Here is a 20,875-nt window from a genome sequence, read left to right as displayed (position 1 = left end):
GGAGCGCGAAGCGGTCCTTTAGCTGACAACCCGTTGCCTGATGGGCTTTTGGGGCCGCTTCGCAGCCCAGCGGGGATAAATCCCCTCGCCACAAAAGTAGTGTGCGCATTTGCCTGACGGGATACACATGGCTGATGTTTTACCCAAGGCCCGGTACAATCCGGGCCTTGTTGTTTTCATGACTTAACGCAGGATCACTATGCCGGCTTCATTCGTTCATCTACGCCTGCACACTGAATATTCCCTGGTCGACGGTCTGGTGCGGATCAAGCCCCTGGTCAAGACCCTGGTGGGCATGAACATGCCTGCCGTGGCGGTTACCGACCAGAACAACATGTGCTCGCTGGTCAAGTTCTACAAGAACGCCATGGGCGCCGGGATCAAGCCCATCTGCGGCGCCGACCTGTGGCTGGCGAGCAAGGACCCGGATGCGCCGCTGAGCCGTATCAGCCTGCTGGTGATGAATGCCGTGGGCTACCGCAACCTCACCGAGCTGATTTCCCGCGGCTTTATCGACGGCCAGCGCAACGGCTCGATCATCATCGAGCGCGAATGGGTGGCCGAGGCCAGCGAAGGGTTGATCATGCTGTCGGCGGCCAAGGAGGGCGAGATCGGCCTGGCCCTGCTCAGCGGCAATACCGAAGAAGCCGAGCAGCTCGCTCGCGACTGGATGGCGGTGTTCCCGGATCGCTTCTACATCGAAGTGCAGCGCACCAGCCGTCCCAATGACGAAGAGCACCTGCACGCCGCCGTGGCCCTGGCCGACAAGCTCGGTGCGCCGCTGGTGGCGACCAACGACGTGCGGTTTATCAAGCAAGAAGATTTCGAGGCCCACGAGACCCGCGTCTGCATCGGCGAGGGCCGCGCCCTCGACGACCCGCGTCGGCCGAAGAACTACAGCGACCAGCAGTACCTCAAGAGCGCCGAGGAAATGGCCGAGTTGTTCAGCGACCTGCCCGAAGCGCTGGAAAACACCGTCGAGATCGCCAAGCGCTGCAACATCGAAGTGAAGCTGGGCAAGCACTTTTTGCCCAACTTCCCGATTCCCGATGGCATGACCATCGATGAATATTTCCGCAAGGTCTCGTTCGACGGCCTCGAAGAACGGCTGAGCGTCCTTTTGCCCAAGGACACCACCGAAGATTACGAAGCCAAGCGCCAGGTCTATGTCGATCGGTTGAATTTCGAACTGGATATCATCATCCAGATGGGGTTCCCCGGTTACTTCCTGATTGTGATGGACTTCATCCAGTGGGCCAAGAGCAACGGCGTGCCGGTAGGCCCTGGCCGGGGGTCGGGCGCCGGGTCGCTGGTGGCCTACGTGCAGAAGATCACCGACCTCGACCCGCTGGAATATGACCTGCTGTTCGAACGTTTCCTCAACCCGGAACGGGTTTCCATGCCCGACTTCGACGTCGACTTCTGCATGGACGGTCGCGACCGGGTGATCGACTACGTGGCCGAAAAATACGGCCGCAACGCAGTGAGCCAGATCATCACTTTCGGTTCCATGGCCGCCAAGGCTGTGGTGCGCGACGTGGCGCGGGTGCAGGGCAAGTCCTACGGCCTGGCGGATCGCCTGTCGAAGATGATCCCCTTCGAAGTCGGCATGACCCTGGAAAAAGCCTACGAGCAGGAAGAAATCCTGCGGGACTTCATCAAGGTCGACGAAGAGGCCGCGGAAATCTGGGAGATGGCCCGCAAGCTCGAAGGCGTGGTGCGTAACGTCGGCAAGCACGCCGGTGGCGTGGTGATCGCGCCGACCAAGCTGACCGACTTCTCGCCGATCTATTGCGATGAAGAGGGCGACGGCCTGGTCACCCAGTTCGACAAGGACGACGTCGAGGCGGCGGGCCTGGTGAAGTTCGACTTCCTTGGCCTGCGGACCCTGACCATCATCGACTGGGCGCTCAAGACCATCAACCGCGACCGGGCCAAGGTCGGCGAAGAGCCGCTGGACATTGCCTTCATTCCGCTTGACGACAAGCCGACCTACAGCCTGTTGCAGAAAGCTGAAACCACGGCGGTGTTCCAGCTTGAATCCCGAGGCATGAAGGAGCTGATCAAGAAGCTCAAGCCCGACTGCCTGGAAGACTTGATCGCACTGGTGGCCCTGTTCCGTCCGGGCCCGCTGCAATCGGGCATGGTGGACGACTTCATCAACCGTAAGCACGGGCGCGCCGAGCTGGCCTATCCGCACCCCGACTACCAGTACGAGGGCCTCAAGCCAGTACTGGCACCGACCTACGGCATCATCCTGTATCAGGAACAGGTGATGCAGATTGCCCAGGTGATGGCCGGCTACACCCTCGGCGGCGCGGATATGCTGCGTCGAGCGATGGGTAAGAAAAAGCCCGAGGAGATGGCCAAACAACGCGGCGGTTTCATCGAAGGTTGTGCAAACAACGGCATCGATGCGGACCTGGCGGGCAACATCTTCGACCTGGTGGAAAAATTCGCCGGCTATGGCTTCAACAAATCCCACTCCGCCGCCTATGGCCTGGTGTCGTACCAGACGGCATGGTTGAAAGCACACTACCCGGCGCCGTTCATGGCGGCGGTGCTCTCGGCGGATATGCACAACACCGACAAGGTCGTGACCTTGATCGAAGAAGTGCGGACCATGAAGCTGCGCCTCGACGCGCCGGACGTGAACGCTTCGGAGTTCAAGTTCACGGTGAACGACGAAGGCCGCATCATCTACGGCCTCGGCGCGATCAAGGGCGTGGGCGAAGGCCCGGTGGAGGCGATCACCGAAGCGCGCCAGGACGGGCCCTTCAAGGACCTGTTCGATTTCTGCGCCCGGGTCGACCTCAAACGTATCAACAAGCGTACCCTCGACGGGCTGATCCGCAGTGGCGCCCTGGACCGTTTGGGCCCGTACTTCCATGACGAGCCCAAGGCCTACCAGGCCAACATCGACCGCAACCGCGCGGTGTTGCTGGCGGCGATGGAAGAAGCGATCAAGGCCGCCGAACAGACGGCCCGCACCCACGACAGCGGCCACGCCGACCTGTTTGGCGGGTTGTTCGTCGAGGAAGACGCCGATGTGTATGCCAATCATCGCAAGGCCAAGGAGCTGACCCTCAAGGAGCGCCTCAAGGGCGAGAAAGACACCTTGGGTCTGTACCTCACCGGTCACCCGATCGATGAATACGAAGGCGAGATCCGCCGCTTCGCCCGTCAGCGCATCATCGACCTGAAGCCGGCACGCGACACGCAAACGGTCGCCGGCATGATCATCGCCCTGCGGGTAATGAAAAACAAAAAGGGCGACAAGATGGGCTTCATCACCCTCGACGACCGCTCTGGGCGTATCGAAGCGTCATTGTTTGCCGACGCGTTCCATTCGGCGCAGTCGTTGCTGCAGACGGATGCGATGGTCGTGGTGGAAGGGGAGGTCAGCAATGATGACTTTTCCGGCGGCCTGCGGTTGCGGGTCAAACGCGTAATGAGCATGGAGGATGCCCGCACCAACCTGGCCGAGAGCCTGCGCCTGAAGTTGCAGACCCAGGATTTAAAGGGCGATCAGCTACGCTGGTTGGGCGAGTTGTTCAAGCGCCACCGTGGTGCATGCCCGATCACCATGGAATATGTGCGCCCCGACGCCAAGGCCGTGCTGCAGTTTGGCGAGGGGTGGCGGATCGACCCGGCGGATGCGTTGATTCAAGCCTTGCGTGACCAGTTCGGCAAAGACAACGTCTTCCTCCAATACCGTTGACGGCCAGGGGCCACTCCCGCACCCGGAGCGCCCCTGACCTCGACTCGAATTTTTAATCTCGACCTGAACGCGCCTCTCCCTTAAGGTAGGGCGCGAATAGACAACCGGCCGGCCCAAGCTCTCTTGGACGTCGACCCAAGACGGACGCCTATGAACCCGAATTTTCTAGATTTCGAACAGCCGATCGCCGACCTGCAAGCCAAGATCGAAGAGTTGCGCTTGGTCGGTAACGACAATTCGCTGAATATCGGCGATGAAATCTCTCGGCTGCAGGACAAGAGCCGCACGCTGACCGAAGACATCTTCGGCAAGCTGACCAGTTGGCAGATCGCGCGTCTGGCGCGTCATCCGCGTCGTCCCTACACCCTGGACTACATTGAACACATCTTCACCGAGTTCGATGAGCTTCACGGCGACCGTCATTTCTCCGACGACGCCGCGATTGTCGGTGGTGTCGCCCGCCTGGACGACCAGCCAGTGATGGTGATCGGTCACCAGAAGGGCCGCGAAGTGCGCGAGAAGGTGCGTCGCAACTTCGGCATGCCGCGTCCGGAAGGCTACCGCAAGGCTTGCCGCCTGATGGAAATGGCCGAGCGCTTCAAGATGCCGATCCTGACCTTCATCGACACCCCAGGCGCCTATCCGGGCATCGACGCTGAAGAGCGCAACCAGAGCGAAGCGATCGCCTGGAACCTGCGCGTGATGGCGCGCCTGAAGACCCCGATCATCGCCACCGTGATCGGCGAAGGCGGTTCTGGCGGTGCGTTGGCCATCGGTGTCTGCGACCAATTGAACATGCTGCAATATTCCACCTACGCGGTGATTTCGCCGGAAGGTTGCGCTTCGATCCTCTGGAAAACCGCCGAGAAGGCACCGGATGCCGCCGAAGCCATGGGCATCACCGCCGAGCGCCTCAAGGGCCTGGGCATCGTTGATAAAGTGATCAACGAGCCAGTGGGCGGCGCCCATCGCGATCCGGCCGCAGCAGCGGCGCTGATTCGCGCTGAACTGAGCTCGCAGTTGTCGATGCTCAAAACCTTTGACAACGACGCGCTGCTGGCCCGTCGCTATGAGCGCTTGATGAGCTACGGTCTCTGATCTGATTGCAATACCTTGTGGGAGCGAGCCTGCTCGCGATAGCGATTTAACATTCAACTCCTGAGTTGACTGAGACACCGCCATCGCAAGCAAGCTCGCTCCCACAGTTGTTTATGCCCTAGGCTGACTCCTATGAACTCAAACACGGATCTGCCCACCCGGCTTCTCGCTCAGTTATCTGACTGGCGCAACGCGTCCACCTGGCGCATCGCCTTCTCCGGTGGCCTCGACTCCACTGTCCTGCTGCACCTGCTCGTTTCCCTGGCAAAAAGCCAGGTCCTGCCGCCCCTCGGCGCCATCCATGTCCACCATGGCCTCCAGGCCGTGGCCGAGGCGTGGCCGGAACATTGTCGCCGGGTCTGCGAGACCCTTGGGGTACCGCTGCAAGTGATCAGCGTTGAGGTCCGGCCCGGCGCCAGTGTCGAGCGCGCTGCCCGGGATGCGCGTTACACGGCTTTCATCGCGGCGACGCAGAACAACGAAGTGCTGCTCACGGCGCAACACCGGGACGACCAGGCCGAAACCCTGTTGTTTCGTTTGCTGCGCGGGGCCGGGGCGCGAGGCTTGTCGGCGATGCCGAAGCAGCGGCCCTTGGGGCAGGGGCATTTGCTGCGGCCATTGCTCGATGTCTCCCGGGCGGAACTGGAGGCCTATGCCAGCCGGCATGGCTTGAGCTGGGTTGAAGATCCCTCCAATGACGATCATCGTTACGCCCGCAATTTCCTGCGGCAGCGGGTCTTTCCAGTCTTGGCCGAGCAGTGGCCCCAGGCGTCGCTGACCCTGGCCCGCAGCGCCGCGCACCTGAGCGAGGCGCAAGGCTTGCTGGACGAGCTGGCGCAGATCGACCTGGCGTGCGCCCTCACGCCGAATGCCTTCGATTGGCTCGGGCTGCGGTCCCTTGAAATGACATCTTTTCGGGCCCTGTCCCCCGCCCGGCAACGCAATGCGTTGAGTCATTGGCTGGCGCCCGTCACGCGGCTTCCCGACAGTGACCATTGGGTTGGCTGGGACTCGTTGCGTGATGCCAGGGACGATGGCCATCCTGTCTGGCGACTGGCCGATGGGGAAATACACCGGACCGGCGGACGCATCTGGTGGTTATCCGACCACTGGCTGCAGCCAGTCTCAGGCCCCGTTGAATGGCCTTGCGTGGATCAGCCTTTGGCCTTGCCGGGCAATGGCCGGGTGAGCTTGCGCGGCGAAGCCCCCCCGGGACCGCTTTGCGTTCGCTATCGCCGGGGCGGCGAAGTCATGGAATTGCCGGGTCGTGGACACCGGGACCTCAAGCGTTTGCTCAACGAAAACAGCGTGCCGGCGTTCGTCCGTGGCCGTTTGCCGCTCCTGTACCGGGGCGAGCAATTGCTGGGGTTGGCCAATCTGAAGGGGTTCGATCGGGACGCCAGTGACCGTTGGCAACTCATTTGGCAGCCATGAAAGGAAGATCTGGGTTTGAGCTGAAAGGGGCTTTCCGGTAGACTACGCTCCCTTCTTGATACAACTTCTGTGGATTCGCCTGAATTGCAGGAGTTGCCGATTACCAAGCAGTCTTTGCTGGGCGATTCCAAAAAATGTGTAGCGAGCAACGTACCGGTGATTTCACCTCCGGTCTGTCCCGACGCGGCGGTTTTTTTGAAAGGTGCACTGTGATTAATGCAGGTGATCGGGGGCTTCGGCCTTCCTTCGCTTTCCCCGGCGGCTCGGACCGCTTTAACGCAGACTTCTAGGGTTTTTCATGACGCGCTACATATTCGTCACGGGCGGTGTTGTTTCTTCATTGGGGAAAGGCATTGCCTCGGCTTCATTGGCGGCCATCCTGGAGGCGCGGGGACTTAAGGTCACCATGCTCAAGCTGGACCCGTACATCAACGTCGACCCGGGCACCATGAGCCCGTTCCAGCACGGTGAAGTGTTCGTTACCCATGACGGCGCCGAGACCGACCTGGACCTGGGCCACTACGAGCGGTTCATCCGCACGACCATGACCCAGAACAACAACTTCACCACCGGCCGTGTCTACGAGCACGTGCTGCGCAAGGAACGCCGTGGTGACTACCTGGGCGCGACCATCCAGGTCATCCCGCACATCACCGACGAAATCAAGCGCCGCATCATCAAGGGCGCCGGCGACGCGGACGTGGCGATGGTAGAGATCGGCGGTACCGTGGGCGACATCGAGTCCCAGCCGTTCCTCGAAGCCATCCGCCAGTTGCGTTTCGAAATCGGTGCCAAGCGCGCGATGCTGATGCACCTGACGCTGGTGCCGTACATCGCCACGGCCGGCGAAACCAAGACCAAGCCAACCCAGCACTCGGTCAAGGAACTGCGTTCCATCGGCTTGCAGCCGGACGTGCTGGTATGCCGCTCCGATCACCCGATCGATATGTCCTCGCGTCGCAAGATCGCCCAGTTCACCAACGTGGAAGAACGCGCGGTCATCGGCCTGGAAGACGCCGACACCATCTACAAGATCCCGGGCATCCTGCACTCCCAGGGCCTCGATGATTTCGTCGTCGAGCGCTTCGGCCTGCAATGCGCCAGCGCGGACCTGTCTGAGTGGGAGGCCGTGGTCGATGCCAAGCTCAACCCGGAACACGAAGTCACCATCGCCATGGTCGGCAAGTACATGGAGCTGCTGGACGCCTACAAGTCGCTGATCGAGGCGATGAGTCATGCCGGCATCAGCAACCGCACCAAGGTCAACCTGCGCTACATCGACTCCGAAGACATCGAGAACCAGGGCACCGGCCTGCTCGAAGGCGCCGATGCGATCCTCGTGCCGGGCGGCTTTGGCCTGCGCGGCGTGGAAGGCAAGATCACCGCGGTGCAATACGCTCGTGAAAACAAGGTGCCGTACCTGGGCATCTGCCTCGGGATGCAAGTGGCGGTCATCGAGTTTGCACGTAACGTGATGGGCTGGAAAGACGCCAACTCCACCGAATTCGATCGTGCCAGTGGCCACCCGGTCGTGGGCCTGATCACCGAGTGGGAAGACGCCACCGGTGCCGTCGAAGTGCGTACCGAAAGCTCCGACCTGGGCGGCACCATGCGCCTCGGCGCACAGGAATGCCTGCTCGAAGCCGGCTCCAAGGTGCACGACTGCTACGCCAAGGATGTGATTGTCGAGCGCCATCGCCACCGCTACGAAGTGAATAACAACCTGCTGCCTCAACTGATCGAAGCCGGCCTGAAGATCTCCGGTCGTTCCGGTGACGGCGCGCTGGTCGAAGTGGTCGAAGCTGCCGACCATCCATGGTTCGTGGCCTGCCAGTTCCACCCGGAGTTCACTTCGACACCGCGCGACGGTCACCCGCTGTTCAGCGGTTTCGTGAAAGCCGCTTTGGCTCAACACCAGAAAAAGGCATAAGACGATGGCCCAGAAGATCATCCGCGTCGGCGACATCGAGATTGCCAACGACAAGCCCATGGTGCTGTTTGGTGGCATGAACGTGCTGGAAAGCCGCGACATGGCGATGCAGGTCTGCGAAGAATACGTGAAGGTGACCCAGAAGCTGGGTATCCCTTACGTCTTCAAGGCCAGCTTCGACAAGGCCAACCGTTCGTCGGTCACCTCCTACCGAGGCCCCGGCCTGGAAGAAGGCATGCGGATCTTCCAGGACATCAAGCAAGCGTTCGGCGTGCCGATCATCACCGACGTCCACGAGCCGGCCCAGGCCGCGGTCGTCGCCGAAGTCTGCGACATCATCCAGTTGCCGGCCTTTCTGTCGCGCCAGACCGACCTGGTGGTCGCGATGGCCAAGACCGGCGCGGTGATCAATATCAAGAAAGCCCAGTTTCTCGCGCCCCAGGAAATGAAACACATCCTGAGCAAATGTGAAGAGGCCGGGAATGACCAATTGATCCTCTGCGAGCGTGGTTCGAGCTTCGGCTACAACAACCTTGTCGTGGACATGCTCGGCTTCGGCATCATGAAGCAGTTCGAGTACCCGGTGTTCTTCGACGTGACCCACGCGCTGCAAATGCCCGGCGGTCGCTCCGATTCCGCCGGCGGTCGTCGCGCCCAGGTGACCGACCTGGCCAAGGCCGGCATGAGCCAGTCTCTGGCTGGCCTGTTCCTTGAAGCCCACCCTGATCCCGACAATGCCAAGTGCGACGGCCCTTGTGCCTTGCGCTTGAACAAGCTGGAACCTTTCCTGTCTCAGCTCAAGTCGCTGGATGAGCTGGTCAAGGGTTTTCCGACGATAGAAACCGCGTAACGCGGTTTTCTCCGGTAAAGTACCGCTCGATCAACGCTCTGGCCTGCGGGCCGGGCGTTGTCGTCGGCGAGCCTGCCCGCTGCTCTACACCCGCCGACCGTAAAAGTTTTCTTCTCGCTGCGTCGTTTTCGTCAACTTTGGAGTGTTTACAACAATGGCAAAAATCGTCGACATCAAAGGTCGTGAAGTTCTCGACTCCCGTGGCAACCCCACTGTCGAAGCGGACGTGCTTCTCGACAACGGCATCATCGGCAGCGCCTGCGCGCCGTCCGGTGCTTCCACTGGCTCGCGCGAAGCGCTGGAGCTGCGTGATGGCGACAAGAGCCGTTACATGGGCAAGGGCGTGATGAAAGCCGTCGCCAACATCAACGGTCCGATCCGCGAACTGTTGCTGGGCAAGGACCCTGCCGACCAGAAGGCCCTCGACCAGGCCATGATCAAGCTCGACGGCACCGAAAACAAAGCCACTCTGGGCGCCAACGCGATCCTCGCAGTGTCCCTGGCCGCCGCCAAAGCCGCCGCTCAGGACCAGGACCTGCCTTTGTACGCCCACATTGCCAACCTCAACGGTACGCCAGGCGTGTACTCGATGCCGGTGCCAATGATGAACATCATCAACGGCGGCGAACATGCCGATAACAACGTCGACATCCAGGAATTCATGGTGCAGCCGGTTGGCGCCAAGTCCTTCTCCGAAGGCCTGCGCATGGGCACCGAGATTTTCCATCACCTCAAGGCTGTGCTGAAGGCCCGTGGCCTGAGCACCGCCGTGGGTGACGAAGGCGGTTTCGCACCGAACCTGGCGTCCAACGAAGACGCCCTGAAAGTGATCTCCGAAGCCGTGGCCAACGCTGGCTACAAGCTGGGCACCGACGTGACCCTGGCCCTGGACTGCGCGGCCAGTGAGTTCTTCGAAGACGGCAAGTACAACCTGTCCGGCGAAGGCCAGGTGTTCACCGCCGAAGGGTTCGCCGACTACCTCAAGGGCCTGACCGAGCGCTATCCGATCATTTCCATCGAAGACGGCCTGGACGAGTCCGACTGGGCTGGCTGGAAAATCCTCACCGACAAGATCGGCGAGAAAACCCAGCTGGTGGGCGACGACCTGTTCGTGACCAACACCAAGATCCTGAAAGAAGGCATCGACAAGAAGATCGCCAACTCTATCCTGATCAAGTTCAACCAGATCGGCACCCTGACCGAAACCCTGGAAGCCATCCAGATGGCCAAGGCTGCCGGCTACACCGCCGTGATCTCCCACCGCTCCGGTGAGACCGAAGACTCGACCATTGCCGACCTGGCCGTGGGCACCGCGGCGGGCCAGATCAAGACCGGTTCGCTGTGCCGCTCCGACCGCGTTTCCAAGTACAACCAACTGCTGCGCATCGAAGAGCAGTTGAACGGCAAGGCCAAGTACAACGGTCGCGCCGAGTTTCGCGGTTAAGCGGTAAATGGTAAAAAGACAGCGGATTGCGTCGCAACAATTACCAACGCGGTGGTTTTGCCTCTAATCTGATGCCTTATCAAGCACAAGCCTGGATCTTCCAGGCTTCGTGCTATCAGACGCTTCAAAGTTTGGCATGGCGGTCTTTTTTCACTGGATACCTGATATTCGATGCGCAGTCCCAATTGGTTGTTTCTCGTCTTGCTCCTGTTGCTGGCCGGCCTGCAGTACCGCCTGTGGGTGGGCAATGGCAGCCTGGCGCAAGTGGCCGAGCTGAATCAGCAGATTGCCGACCAGCACGCCGAAAACGAGGCATTGCTGGAGCGCAATCGGGTGATGGACGCCGAAGTGATGGAACTGAAGAAAGGCATGGAGACCGTCGAAGAACGGGCTCGCCATGAACTGGGCATGGTCAAGGAGGGCGAAACCCTCTACCAGTTGGCCCAATGAGCATTCGTCCACCGGCCTTCTGGGCCGTGATTCCTGCCGCGGGCGTTGGTGCTCGCATGGCCGCGGACCGACCCAAGCAATACCTTCAACTGGGCGCACGCACAATTCTTGAACACAGCCTCGGCTGTTTCCTCGATCACCCGACCGTCAAGGGCGTGGTGGTCAGCATTGCTCACGACGATCCCTATTGGCCGACCCTGGCCTGCGCCAGCGATCCCCGTATCCAGCGGGTGGACGGCGGCGAGCAGCGTTCGGATTCGGTCCTCAATGCATTGCTGCACTTACACGAACAGGGCGCCGACGATTTCGATTGGGTGTTGGTTCACGACGCTGCGCGTCCCAATCTTGCCCGGGTCGACCTGGATACGTTGCTCCATGAGCTGGCGAACGATCCGGTCGGTGGCCTGCTGGCCGTCCCGGCTCGCGACACCCTCAAGCGCGCCGACAAGCATGGCCGCGTGCTGGAGACCGTCGATCGCAGCGTGATCTGGCAAGCCTATACACCGCAGATGTTCCGTCTTGGCGCCTTGCACCGGGCCCTGGCCGACAGCCTGGTGGCCGATGCCGTGATAACCGATGAAGCGTCCGCCATGGAGTGGGCGGGGCAAGCGCCTCGGCTGATTGAGGGGCGGGCGGATAACATCAAGGTCACCCGGCCGGAAGACCTTGAGTGGTTGCGCCAGCGGTGGGCGAATCGGCGTTAAGCGAGCAATGGAGGCGTCTTCAGGATCGCCATCGCGAGCAGGCTCGCTCCCACAAGGGATGTTGTCTGTACGCAAAGTTTGTATCCGCTGAAGATCCACTGTGGGAGCGAGCCTGCTCGCGATAGCAATCGATCAGGCAATATAAAACCAGCGTTACCCCCGATACTCCGGCCGCTCAGCCAACCCTTCCTTCAAGTAATCCACCAACTTGCGCACCTTCGGCGACAGATGTCGCTGCTGCGGATAAAGCGCCCACACCGCCGTGTTTGGGGGCTGATGGGCTTCCAGCAACGAAATCAACGCACCGCTGTGCAGATGCTCCAGCACGTAATAATCCGGCAACTGGCACAACCCCACGCCTTGCAACGCAGCGTCCAGCACCGCTTGCCCGCTGTTGCAGCGCCAGTTTCCCTGCACCCGCTGGGAAAATTCCCGGCCGTTCTGCTCCAGTTGCCAGATGTCGGAGCTGCCGATCAGGCAGTTGTGGCGGCTCAGTTCCGACAAGCTATGGGGCCGACCATAACGTTCCAGGTAGGACGGCGAAGCGCAAAGGTACATCCGCCGCGGTGCCAGGCGCGTGGCTACCAGCCGTGAGTCCTGCAAGCGGCCGAGGCGAATCGCCAGGTCCAGGCCTTCATGCACCAGGTCCAGCGCGCGATTGCTCAGCTCGATGTCCACCCGTAACTGTGGATAGATCCCCATGAACCGCGTCACCAATGGCACGATGAACCGTTCACCGTAGGCAACGGCACAGGTCAGGCGCAGCATGCCCTTGGGTTCGCTGGCAAGATCACCGACGGCCCGCAATGCTTCCTCGCGCCCATCCTGCAAGCGCTGGCAATGCTGCAAGAAGGTCTGCCCGGCTTCGGTCAGCGTTACCCGACGGGTACTTCGATAAAGCAAGCGTGTCTGCAGGCGCTCCTCAAGCCGTACGATTTGTCGACTGATATGGGAAGACGACACACCGAGACGTTCGGCTGCGGCGGTGAACTGGCTGCATTCGGCCACAGCCACGAACTCATCGATGCCTTCCCAGCGGTTGTCTGACATGGCTGATTATCCCTATATGGCAATAATGTTTTGCTTTCGGCTGGATTATTCAGTTTCCGGCATAGGATTACACTCCCTGTCTCGTTTTATTTTGCTGGAGTATCCGGATGATCAAGTCACGCGCTGCCGTTGCCTTCGAGGCCAAGAAACCCCTGGAAATCGTTGAAGTCGACGTGGCCATGCCCAAGGCGGGCGAAGTGCTGTTGCGCGTGGTGGCTTCGGGCGTTTGTCACACCGATGCCTACACGCTGTCCGGCGCTGACCCGGAAGGGATCTTCCCCTCGATTCTTGGCCATGAAGGCGGCGCCATTGTCGAAGCCATCGGCGAGGGTGTGACATCGGTGGCGGTGGGTGACCATGTGATCCCGCTGTACACCCCGGAGTGCGGCCAGTGCAAATTCTGTAAGTCGGGCAAGACCAACCTCTGCCAGGCCATCCGCGCCACCCAGGGCAAAGGCCTGATGCCGGACGGTACTTCGCGCTTTTCCTACAAGGGCGAGTCGATTTTCCACTACATGGGTACGTCGACGTTCTCTGAATACACCGTGCTGCCGGAAATCTCCGTAGCGAAGATCCAGAAAGATGCGCCCCTGGAAAAGGTCTGCCTGCTGGGTTGCGGCGTTACCACCGGCATCGGCGCCGTGTTGAACACCGCCAAGGTCAAGCCGGGTGACACCGTGGCGATCTTCGGCCTGGGCGGTATCGGGCTTTCGGCCGTGATCGGTGCCGTGAAGGCCAAGGCCGCGCGCATCATCGCCATCGACATCAACCCGGCCAAGTTCGAAATCGCCAAGCAGCTGGGCGCCACCGATTGCGTCAACCCGAAAGATTTCGACCGTCCGATCCAGGAAGTCATTGTCGACATGACAGACGGCGGCGTGGACTTTTCCTTCGAGTGCATCGGCAATGTGCAGTTGATGCGTGCCGCCCTGGAATGCTGCCATAAAGGTTGGGGCGAATCGGTGATCATCGGCGTGGCCGGGGCCGGCCAGGAGATCGCCACCCGTCCGTTCCAACTGGTAACCGGACGCGTCTGGCGCGGTTCGGCGTTTGGCGGCGTGCGCGGTCGCAGCGAACTGCCGAGCTACGTGGACATGGCTGAAAAGGGCGAGATCCCGCTGGATACCTTCATCACTCACACCATGGGCCTGGAGGACATCAACAAGGCATTCGACTTGATGCATGAAGGCAAGAGCATCCGTACCGTTATTCATTTCTGAGGTCGGTCATGAGCCTGGAAAACATTTCCTGCCAGAAGAGCTTCGGCGGCTGGCACAAGCGTTACCGGCACCGTTCCGAAGTGCTGGGTTGCGACATGGTCTTCGCCGTGTATCTGCCGCCGCAAGCGGAGCAGGGCGGTAAGTTGCCGGTGTTGTACTGGTTGTCCGGTTTGACCTGCACGGACGAAAATTTCATGCAAAAGGCCGGTGCCCAGCGCATGGCCGCCGAGTTGGGCTTGATCATCGTCGCGCCGGACACCAGCCCCCGTGGCGCCGAAGTGCCCGGTGATCCGGACGGTGCGTGGGACTTCGGCCTGGGGGCAGGGTTCTATCTGAACGCCACGCAGGATCCTTGGGCGCGACACTATCGGATGCATGACTATGTCGTGCAGGAATTGCCGGCGTTGGTAGAAGCGCATTTCCCGGCTTCGGATAAGCGTGGCATCAGCGGTCATTCCATGGGCGGTCATGGCGCGCTGGTCTGCGCCTTGCGCAACCCCGGGCGTTACCGTTCGGTGTCGGCCTTTTCTCCGATCAACAATCCGATGGATTGCCCGTGGGGACAGAAAGCGTTCGCCCGCTACCTTGGGGAAGACCGTTCGAAATGGCGCGAATGGGATGCCTGCGCGTTGATCGCCGAAGCGGGAGAAAAGCTGCCGCTGTTGGTGGACCAGGGTGATCGCGATGATTTCCTCGCCAACCAGCTCAAGCCCGAAGCCTTGCAACAGGCGGCCAAGGCGGCCGATCACCCGTTGGAACTGCGGCTGCAACCCGGCTATGACCACAGCTACTTCTTCATTGCCAGCTTCATCGATGAACACTTGCAACATCATGCACGCGCCCTGAACGGCTAATGCAGGTAGAATCACGCCCTGACAAAAATCGGGGCGTTTTTTTATGCGTATTGGCCACGGCTACGATGTTCACCGTTTTGCTGAAGGCGACTTCATTACTCTGGGCGGCGTGCGGATCGCACACGGCTTCGGGCTGCTTGCGCATTCTGATGGTGACGTGTTGCTGCACGCCTTGAGCGATGCCTTGCTCGGCGCTGCCGCCCTGGGCGATATCGGCAAGCATTTCCCTGACACCGACCCGCAATTCAAGGGCGCCGACAGCCGTGTGCTGCTACGTCACGTGGTTTCCTTGATCCATGCCAAGGGCTGGAAAGTGGGCAACGTCGACAACACCATCGTTGCCCAGGCGCCAAAGATGGCGCCGCACATCGAAGCGATGCGCCAGCGGATTGCCGAAGATCTCCAGGTAGACCTGGACCAGGTGAACGTGAAGGCCACCACCACCGAGAAGCTGGGCTTCGTCGGTCGTGAAGAAGGCATAGCCGTCCATTCCGTTGCCTTGTTGTTGCGCTCATGACCGAACTTGAACTACTGGGGCCACGGGCCTATGGCGAGTCGTTGGGCAGCGCGGTACTGAAAGCCACGGCGGAGGATTTCCAGGTCGATGAAGTGCTCGACATTCCGTTGACCGGCGATGGCGAGCACTTGTGGATCTGGGTGGAAAAACGCGGATTGAACACCGAGGAGGCTGCCCGGCGTATCGCCAAGGCCGCCGGCGTGCCGCTGCGCACGGTCAGCTACGCCGGACTCAAGGATCGCCAGGCACTGACTCGTCAGTGGTTCAGCGTGCAATTGCCAGGCAAGGCCGACCCGGACCTGGCGGCCGCCGAAAACGACACCCTGAAAATCCTCAAGACCGCCCGCCACAGGCGCAAGCTGCAGCGCGGTGCGCACTCGGCCAACGGTTTTACCTTGCGCCTGACCCAGTTCACAGGCGACAAAGCGGCGATCGAGGCACGCCTGCAACAAATTGTTCGCCAGGGCATCCCTAACTATTTCGGCGCCCAGCGCTTCGGCCACGAAGGTGGCAATGTTGTCGATGCTCGTGCATGGGCGGCGCGCAAAGCCTTGCCGGAACAGCGCAACGTGCGTTCGCGCCTGCTGTCGACGGCCCGCAGTTTTCTCTTCAACAAAGTGCTGGCGGCCAGAGTGGCCGACGGTACCTGGCAACACGCCCAGGTGGGCGATCTGCTGGCTTTCACCGACAGCCGCAGTTTTTTCCCGGCCGGGGAGGCTGAATGCAGCGATCCGCGCCTGGCGATTCTCGATCTGCACCCGACCGGTCCCCAATGGGGCGAAGGCCCTTCACCCGCCGCTGGCGTGGTCTTTGAATTAGAGCAGGCCGTCGCCCAGAGCGAGGCGGACCTGCGCGACTGGTTGATAAACGCGGGGATGAGTCACGAACGTCGCATCCTGCGGCTGCCCATTGGCGGGCTGTCGTGGCATTATCCCTCGCTGGACATTCTGCAATTGGAATTCGTCCTGCCGGCCGGATGTTTCGCCACTGTCTTGGTGCGCGAACTCGTCGATCTGGTGCCTGCAGGGCAGACGGACAACCCATGCGTATTCTGATTTCTAACGACGACGGGGTGACAGCACCCGGTCTTGCCGCGCTTTATGCTGCGCTGGCGGATTTTGCCGAGTGCGTGGTGATCGCCCCGGACCAGGACAAAAGCGGCGCCAGCAGTTCGCTGACGATCGATCGTCCGTTGCATCCTTGCTACCTGGACAATGGTTTCATCAGCCTCAACGGTACGCCGACCGATTGCGTGCACCTGGGCCTGAATGGCCTGTTGGAGCGCGAGCCGGACATGGTGGTCTCAGGTATTAACCTGGGGGCAAACCTGGGGGACGATGTGCTGTATTCGGGTACGGTTGCCGCGGCCCTGGAAGGTCGTTTCCTGAACCACACCTCTTTTGCCTTTTCGTTTGTTTCACGGCAGGTCGACAACTTGCCTACCGCCGCCTACTTCGCCCGCAAGCTGGTGGAGGCCCACGGCGAACTGGACCTGCCGCCGCGCACGGTGCTGAACGTGAACATCCCGAATTTGCCGCTAGACCATATCCGTGGCATCCAGCTCACTCGCCTGGGCCATCGTGCCCGCGCGGCCAAACCGATGCATGTCGTCGATCCGCGCGGCAAGGCCGGCTACTGGATCGCGGCCGCCGGCGACGCCGAAGATGGCGGGCCTGGCACGGACTTCCATGCGGTCATGCAGGGCTACGTCTCGATCACGCCGTTGCAGCTGGATCGAACCTTCAACGATGCCTTCAGGCATCTCGAAGGCTGGCTGGAGGGGCTGCACTGATGTCACGTGAACAAGACGATATGCTGCGCCGGGGAATTGGCATGACCTCCCAGCGCACCCGGGAACGGTTGATCCAGCGGCTTTACGAAGAAGGGCTGTCGAATGCCCAGGTGCTGGAGGTGATTCGTCGCACGCCGCGTCACCTGTTCGTCGATGAGGCGCTGGCCCATCGCGCCTATGAAGACACGGCGTTGCCGATCGGCCATAACCAGACCATTTCCCAGCCTTATATGGTGGCCCGCATGAGCGAGCTGCTGCTGGAGGCTGGGCCGCTGGACAAGGTGCTGGAGATCGGCACGGGTTCGGGCTATCAGACCGCCGTGTTGTCGCAGTTGGTGGAACGTGTGTTTTCCGTGGAGCGGATCAAGGTGCTGCAAGATCGCGCCAAGGAACGTCTCGTGGAATTGAATCTGCGCAACGTGGTATTTCGCTGGGGAGACGGTTGGGAAGGCTGGCCAGCGTTGGCGCCTTATAACGGCATCATTGTCACGGCGGTGGCCACAGACGTCCCCCAGGCCTTGTTGGATCAGCTTGCTCCGGGCGGGCGCCTGGTCATTCCGGTCGGTGCGGGTGAAGTCCAGCAGCTGATGTTGATTGTGCGCGAAGAGCACGGTTTTTCACGACACGTCCTTGGGGCGGTGCGTTTCGTACCGTTGCTCAACGGACCGTTGGCCTGAGCATTTGTGATCGGATGCTGAATTCCAGGACACGGACTGTGTCTTACGGCAGCACCCGTTCGCCGGGCTTCGGTTTGCCAGATAACGTTAAACAGCGTCGAGCAAACGTGTGCGGGCGGCCATTGCGCTTCCTTTATAGACGCGCAATGTCGGCGAGCCATAGGGCAACATGTCTGCCTGGACAGGCAGTTTCGAATTTCTTCAGCCACCACAAAGGGAGCGGCGGGTGAGTCTCACAGTCATTGCGCAGCGTATGGGTATCACGAGCTTAAAGCGCCTGGTGACTGGCCTTCTCTTGGGTACCTTGCTGGTCGGTTGTTCCAGCACGCCTTCGGGTAACGTCCGAGTGGTCGATCGCAACAATGCGACACCGCAACGGCCAACGGTCACGACCGGCCAGTATGTAGTCCGGCGTGGCGATACGCTGTTTTCCATCGCTTTTCGCTACGGCTGGGACTACAAAGCCCTCGCGGCCCGGAACAACATTCCTGCGCCTTATACGATCCACCCAGGTCAGACAATTCGCTTTGACGGGCGCAGCGGTTCAACGCCTACGGCGGTCGTCACCCAGTCCGGTTCCACACCTTCTTCCTCGAGCAAAACCACGGTTATCCGTCGTCCGGCGGGTCCCGCGCCGGCGGCTGTACCGTCCGTCGCGAACAAGCCGGCCCCTGCTCCGATGCCTCCTGCAGGCCCCGCCCCGACTGGCTGGGGATGGCCTTCTAATGGCGTTCTCATTGGAAAATTCTCTTCAAACGGTAGTTTGAATAAAGGAATTGATATCGCCGGGGATTTGGGACAGCCTGTTTTAGCCGCGTCTGATGGCACGGTTGTGTACGCCGGGAGTGGTTTGAGGGGCTACGGCGAACTCGTGATCATCAAACACAGCGATACCTACGTCAGTGCCTACGGTCACAACCGCAGGCTGTTGGTTCGGGAGGGGCAGCAGGTCAAGGTCGGACAGACAATTGCCGAGATGGGATCAACGGGTACAGACCGGGTGAAGCTGCATTTTGAGATTCGCCGACAAGGTAAACCTGTAGATCCGCTGCAATTCCTGCCACGTCGTTGATTCGGTTGTCAGCCTGTTCCGTCACGTAGAGGGAACAGGCTCCAGCGTTGCCAAGGATAAAGGCGTCGCTCGAGCTTGAGGTCGAACTCACCAAAGGACTATAACAATGGCTCTCAGTAAAGAAGTGCCGGAGTTTGACATCGACGATGAGGTTCTCCTTATGGAGACCGGCATCGCTATGGATTCGATGTCGAATGATGAAGGGGCGACTCCACCTTCCGTTCGTGCCAAATCCAAACACTCCGCTTCACTTAAACAACATAAGTACATTGACTACACCCGGGCGCTGGACGCCACTCAGCTGTACCTCAACGAAATCGGTTTCTCGCCGCTGCTCTCCCCCGAGGAAGAAGTTCATTTTGCGCGCCTGTCGCAACGTGGCGACCCGGCCGGTCGAAAACGCATGATTGAAAGCAACCTGCGCCTGGTGGTGAAAATCGCCCGACGTTATGTCAATCGTGGGCTTTCGCTGCTGGACCTGATCGAAGAGGGAAACCTGGGGCTGATTCGCGCTGTCGAGAAATTCGACCCCGAGCGCGGCTTCCGTTTCTCGACCTACGCGACCTGGTGGATCCGCCAGACCATCGAACGGGCGATCATGAACCAGACCCGGACCATTCGGCTGCCGATCCATGTGGTCAAGGAGTTGAATGTCTATCTGCGGGCTGCCCGTGAACTGACCCAAAAGCTGGACCACGAACCTTCACCTGAAGAAATCGCCAACCTGCTGGAAAAACCTGTGGGTGAGGTCAAGCGCATGCTTGGGCTCAATGAGCGGGTTTCGTCGGTGGACGTTTCCCTGGGGCCGGACTCTGACAAGACGCTGCTCGATACCCTGACCGATGACCGTCCCACCGATCCATGCGAGTTGCTCCAGGATGACGATTTGTCCCAGAGCATCGACCAGTGGCTCTCGGAGCTTACGGACAAGCAACGGGAAGTGGTGATTCGCCGCTTCGGCTTGCGCGGCCATGAAAGCAGCACGCTGGAAGATGTCGGCCTGGAGATTGGTTTGACTCGGGAGCGGGTGAGGCAGATCCAGGTCGAAGGCCTCAAGCGCCTCCGGGAGATCCTGGAGAAAAATGGCCTGTCGAGCGAATCGTTGTTTCAATAACACTCACCAAGCGCAGCAGAGAAAGCCCCGACTGGTTCGGGGCTTTTGCGTTTCTGGGCCATTTGATTTTCCAGTCCTACCCATTTTGTAGTTTCAGTTTGTAAGCCTTTGCCTACTGTTACGTAAGCGTTCGGTTTTCCTTCAATGGGACAGATGACTAACGAATGCGGTGAAAAATAGTTAACTAGTTGTTTTTAAACAAGATAAGTTTCTGTGAACGGACTGTTACAGAGGGCAGGAAGACGCCTGCGGGCCATTGCACAGAAATGGGAAAACACTAATATCAGTCCTGTGTCGACGGACAGACACACCTGTCAAGGATGATGGGAAGGAAAGGATATCGCAGGATGCGATTCATCAGGACGATGAATAGGATTAAAGGGATTAGGGAAAAAATGTGGGCGGGTCAAACCGCCCCTTTTTTTTGCCTGCGATTTTGTTTTCAACCAGCAAAAAGGCCCGCAAGGGGCCTTTGGTGACGCGGGAAAGATCAGCGCTCGAGGTCTGCGATCTTGCCTGGCTTGCCATCCCACTCTTCAGCGTCCGGCAAGGCGTCTTTCCTTTCGGTGATGTTCGGCCAGATGTCCGCCAATTCAGCGTTCAGCTCGATGAAGTTCTCCATGCCAGCTGGCACTTCGTCTTCCGAGAAAATGGCATTCGCCGGGCATTCCGGTTCACACAGGGCGCAGTCGATGCACTCGTCCGGGTGAATGACCAGGAAATTCGGGCCTTCGTAAAAGCAGTCCACCGGACACACTTCTACGCAGTCGGTGTACTTGCACTTGATGCAGTTGTCGGTGACGACGAAGGTCATTTCTAATTCTCTCCTCAGGCGGCTGCGGCGAAGCCCCTTCACGGTAGGGGTCGCGGGGTTCGGGAGCGATAGTCTGCAAACCCAGGCTAATAGGCAGCAGCATCCCAAACCGCGCGAGATTCTAACAGCTTGAA

Annotated in this window: 18 protein-coding genes; 16 read left to right on the top strand and 2 right to left on the bottom strand. The window is 60.2% G+C overall.

The annotated features are described in order from the left end of the window. Positions 1 to 199: 199 nt before the first annotated feature. The 8 genes from dnaE to ispD all read left to right on the top strand — a co-directional run bounded on the left by dnaE (position 200) and on the right by ispD (position 11,631). Positions 200 to 3,721: a DNA polymerase III subunit alpha gene (gene dnaE, locus J3Q04_RS19775; RefSeq protein ID WP_434562539.1), complete on the top strand. Its 3,522-nt coding sequence runs from the start codon at positions 200 to 202 to the stop codon at positions 3,719 to 3,721. Between the two features lie 150 nt (positions 3,722 to 3,871). Then, positions 3,872 to 4,819 carry an acetyl-CoA carboxylase carboxyltransferase subunit alpha gene (locus J3Q04_RS19770; protein ID WP_420764246.1) on the top strand — a complete coding sequence of 316 codons (948 nt, stop codon included), beginning with the start codon at positions 3,872 to 3,874 and terminating at the stop codon, positions 4,817 to 4,819. A gap of 132 nt (positions 4,820 to 4,951) precedes the next feature. Next, a complete protein-coding gene (gene tilS, locus J3Q04_RS19765; RefSeq protein WP_434609835.1) occupies positions 4,952 to 6,253 on the top strand; it encodes a tRNA lysidine(34) synthetase TilS in 1,302 nt (433 codons plus the stop codon). A 298-nt stretch (positions 6,254 to 6,551) separates the two neighbouring features. Beyond that, complete coding sequence (locus J3Q04_RS19760; protein ID WP_420764248.1) at positions 6,552 to 8,183, top strand: CTP synthase; 1,632 nt, start codon at positions 6,552 to 6,554, stop codon at positions 8,181 to 8,183. A 4-nt stretch (positions 8,184 to 8,187) separates the two neighbouring features. Next, positions 8,188 to 9,033, top strand: a complete 846-nt coding sequence (gene kdsA / locus J3Q04_RS19755) for a 3-deoxy-8-phosphooctulonate synthase (RefSeq protein WP_122565457.1) — start codon at positions 8,188 to 8,190, stop codon at positions 9,031 to 9,033. A 154-nt stretch (positions 9,034 to 9,187) separates the two neighbouring features. Then, positions 9,188 to 10,477: a phosphopyruvate hydratase gene (eno, locus tag J3Q04_RS19750; RefSeq protein ID WP_434609838.1), complete on the top strand. Its 1,290-nt coding sequence runs from the start codon at positions 9,188 to 9,190 to the stop codon at positions 10,475 to 10,477. A 171-nt stretch (positions 10,478 to 10,648) separates the two neighbouring features. Then, positions 10,649 to 10,927: a cell division protein FtsB gene (ftsB, locus tag J3Q04_RS19745; protein ID WP_420764249.1), complete on the top strand. Its 279-nt coding sequence runs from the start codon at positions 10,649 to 10,651 to the stop codon at positions 10,925 to 10,927. Continuing rightward, entirely contained in the window at positions 10,924 to 11,631 is a 708-nt protein-coding gene (gene ispD / locus J3Q04_RS19740; protein WP_420764250.1) for a 2-C-methyl-D-erythritol 4-phosphate cytidylyltransferase, read from the top strand. Before ftsB ends, ispD begins: the two co-directional genes overlap by 4 nt. Positions 11,632 to 11,784: 153 nt before the next feature. Here ispD and J3Q04_RS19735 read toward each other — a convergent pair whose 3' ends face one another. Continuing rightward, on the bottom strand, positions 11,785 to 12,681 hold the full coding sequence (locus J3Q04_RS19735) for a LysR substrate-binding domain-containing protein (RefSeq protein WP_420764251.1): 897 nt from the start codon (positions 12,679 to 12,681) through the stop codon (positions 11,785 to 11,787). Between the two features lie 107 nt (positions 12,682 to 12,788). Between J3Q04_RS19735 and J3Q04_RS19730 the strand changes: the two genes are divergently transcribed. The 8 genes from J3Q04_RS19730 (at position 12,789) to rpoS (ending at position 19,927) form a co-directional block, all read left to right on the top strand. Next, complete coding sequence (locus tag J3Q04_RS19730) at positions 12,789 to 13,901, top strand: S-(hydroxymethyl)glutathione dehydrogenase/class III alcohol dehydrogenase (protein ID WP_434609841.1); 1,113 nt, start codon at positions 12,789 to 12,791, stop codon at positions 13,899 to 13,901. A gap of 8 nt (positions 13,902 to 13,909) precedes the next feature. Next, the gene (fghA, locus tag J3Q04_RS19725; protein WP_434562551.1) at positions 13,910 to 14,755 is read left to right on the top strand and encodes an S-formylglutathione hydrolase; all 846 of its coding nucleotides are present in this window, start codon (positions 13,910 to 13,912) and stop codon (positions 14,753 to 14,755) included. A 43-nt stretch (positions 14,756 to 14,798) separates the two neighbouring features. Continuing rightward, the gene (gene ispF / locus J3Q04_RS19720) at positions 14,799 to 15,272 is read left to right on the top strand and encodes a 2-C-methyl-D-erythritol 2,4-cyclodiphosphate synthase (protein ID WP_434609843.1); all 474 of its coding nucleotides are present in this window, start codon (positions 14,799 to 14,801) and stop codon (positions 15,270 to 15,272) included. Next, positions 15,269 to 16,327 (top strand): tRNA pseudouridine(13) synthase TruD, encoded by a 1,059-nt coding sequence (gene truD / locus J3Q04_RS19715; protein WP_434609845.1) that lies wholly within the window; start codon positions 15,269 to 15,271, stop codon positions 16,325 to 16,327. Before ispF ends, truD begins: the two co-directional genes overlap by 4 nt. Next, complete coding sequence (surE, locus tag J3Q04_RS19710) at positions 16,315 to 17,064, top strand: 5'/3'-nucleotidase SurE (protein WP_420764256.1); 750 nt, start codon at positions 16,315 to 16,317, stop codon at positions 17,062 to 17,064. Before truD ends, surE begins: the two co-directional genes overlap by 13 nt. Positions 17,065 to 17,105: 41 nt before the next feature. Further along, positions 17,106 to 17,741, top strand: a complete 636-nt coding sequence (locus J3Q04_RS19705) for a protein-L-isoaspartate(D-aspartate) O-methyltransferase (protein WP_161796107.1) — start codon at positions 17,106 to 17,108, stop codon at positions 17,739 to 17,741. A 226-nt stretch (positions 17,742 to 17,967) separates the two neighbouring features. Continuing rightward, positions 17,968 to 18,813: a peptidoglycan DD-metalloendopeptidase family protein gene (locus J3Q04_RS19700; protein ID WP_434562560.1), complete on the top strand. Its 846-nt coding sequence runs from the start codon at positions 17,968 to 17,970 to the stop codon at positions 18,811 to 18,813. 106 nt (positions 18,814 to 18,919) lie between these two features. Then, the gene (gene rpoS / locus J3Q04_RS19695) at positions 18,920 to 19,927 is read left to right on the top strand and encodes an RNA polymerase sigma factor RpoS (RefSeq protein WP_420764258.1); all 1,008 of its coding nucleotides are present in this window, start codon (positions 18,920 to 18,922) and stop codon (positions 19,925 to 19,927) included. Positions 19,928 to 20,417: 490 nt separating this feature from the next. On the opposite strand, the gene fdxA is transcribed toward rpoS, so the two are convergent. Further along, entirely contained in the window at positions 20,418 to 20,741 is a 324-nt protein-coding gene (gene fdxA, locus J3Q04_RS19690) for a ferredoxin FdxA (RefSeq protein ID WP_065886008.1), read from the bottom strand. Between the last annotated feature and the right edge of the window lie 134 nt (positions 20,742 to 20,875).

This window comes from Pseudomonas sp. D4-21 (assembly GCF_051132125.1).
In the GTDB taxonomy this organism is placed as follows: domain Bacteria; phylum Pseudomonadota; class Gammaproteobacteria; order Pseudomonadales; family Pseudomonadaceae; genus Aquipseudomonas.
The sequence above is the reverse complement of the archived record's forward strand: the minus strand, read 5'-3'. Positions and strand labels throughout refer to the sequence as shown.

Bases quoted from the DNA above. Each gene is read 5' to 3' on its own strand.
- J3Q04_RS19735 (WP_420764251.1), bottom strand. From the start codon at position 12,681: ATGTCAGACAACCGCTGGGAAGGCATCGATGAGTTCGTGGCTGTGGCC.
- fghA (WP_434562551.1), top strand. From the start codon at position 13,910: ATGAGCCTGGAAAACATTTCCTGCCAGAAGAGCTTCGGCGGCTGGCAC.
- ispD (WP_420764250.1), top strand. From the start codon at position 10,924: ATGAGCATTCGTCCACCGGCCTTCTGGGCCGTGATTCCTGCCGCGGGC.
- ftsB (WP_420764249.1), top strand. From the start codon at position 10,649: ATGCGCAGTCCCAATTGGTTGTTTCTCGTCTTGCTCCTGTTGCTGGCC.
- ispF (WP_434609843.1), top strand. From the start codon at position 14,799: ATGCGTATTGGCCACGGCTACGATGTTCACCGTTTTGCTGAAGGCGAC.
- truD (WP_434609845.1), top strand. From the start codon at position 15,269: ATGACCGAACTTGAACTACTGGGGCCACGGGCCTATGGCGAGTCGTTG.
- eno (WP_434609838.1), top strand. From the start codon at position 9,188: ATGGCAAAAATCGTCGACATCAAAGGTCGTGAAGTTCTCGACTCCCGT.
- kdsA (WP_122565457.1), top strand. From the start codon at position 8,188: ATGGCCCAGAAGATCATCCGCGTCGGCGACATCGAGATTGCCAACGAC.
- J3Q04_RS19760 (WP_420764248.1), top strand. From the start codon at position 6,552: ATGACGCGCTACATATTCGTCACGGGCGGTGTTGTTTCTTCATTGGGG.
- J3Q04_RS19730 (WP_434609841.1), top strand. From the start codon at position 12,789: ATGATCAAGTCACGCGCTGCCGTTGCCTTCGAGGCCAAGAAACCCCTG.
- rpoS (WP_420764258.1), top strand. From the start codon at position 18,920: ATGGCTCTCAGTAAAGAAGTGCCGGAGTTTGACATCGACGATGAGGTT.
- surE (WP_420764256.1), top strand. From the start codon at position 16,315: ATGCGTATTCTGATTTCTAACGACGACGGGGTGACAGCACCCGGTCTT.
- J3Q04_RS19770 (WP_420764246.1), top strand. From the start codon at position 3,872: ATGAACCCGAATTTTCTAGATTTCGAACAGCCGATCGCCGACCTGCAA.
- dnaE (WP_434562539.1), top strand. From the start codon at position 200: ATGCCGGCTTCATTCGTTCATCTACGCCTGCACACTGAATATTCCCTG.
- fdxA (WP_065886008.1), bottom strand. From the start codon at position 20,741: ATGACCTTCGTCGTCACCGACAACTGCATCAAGTGCAAGTACACCGAC.
- J3Q04_RS19705 (WP_161796107.1), top strand. From the start codon at position 17,106: ATGACCTCCCAGCGCACCCGGGAACGGTTGATCCAGCGGCTTTACGAA.
- tilS (WP_434609835.1), top strand. From the start codon at position 4,952: ATGAACTCAAACACGGATCTGCCCACCCGGCTTCTCGCTCAGTTATCT.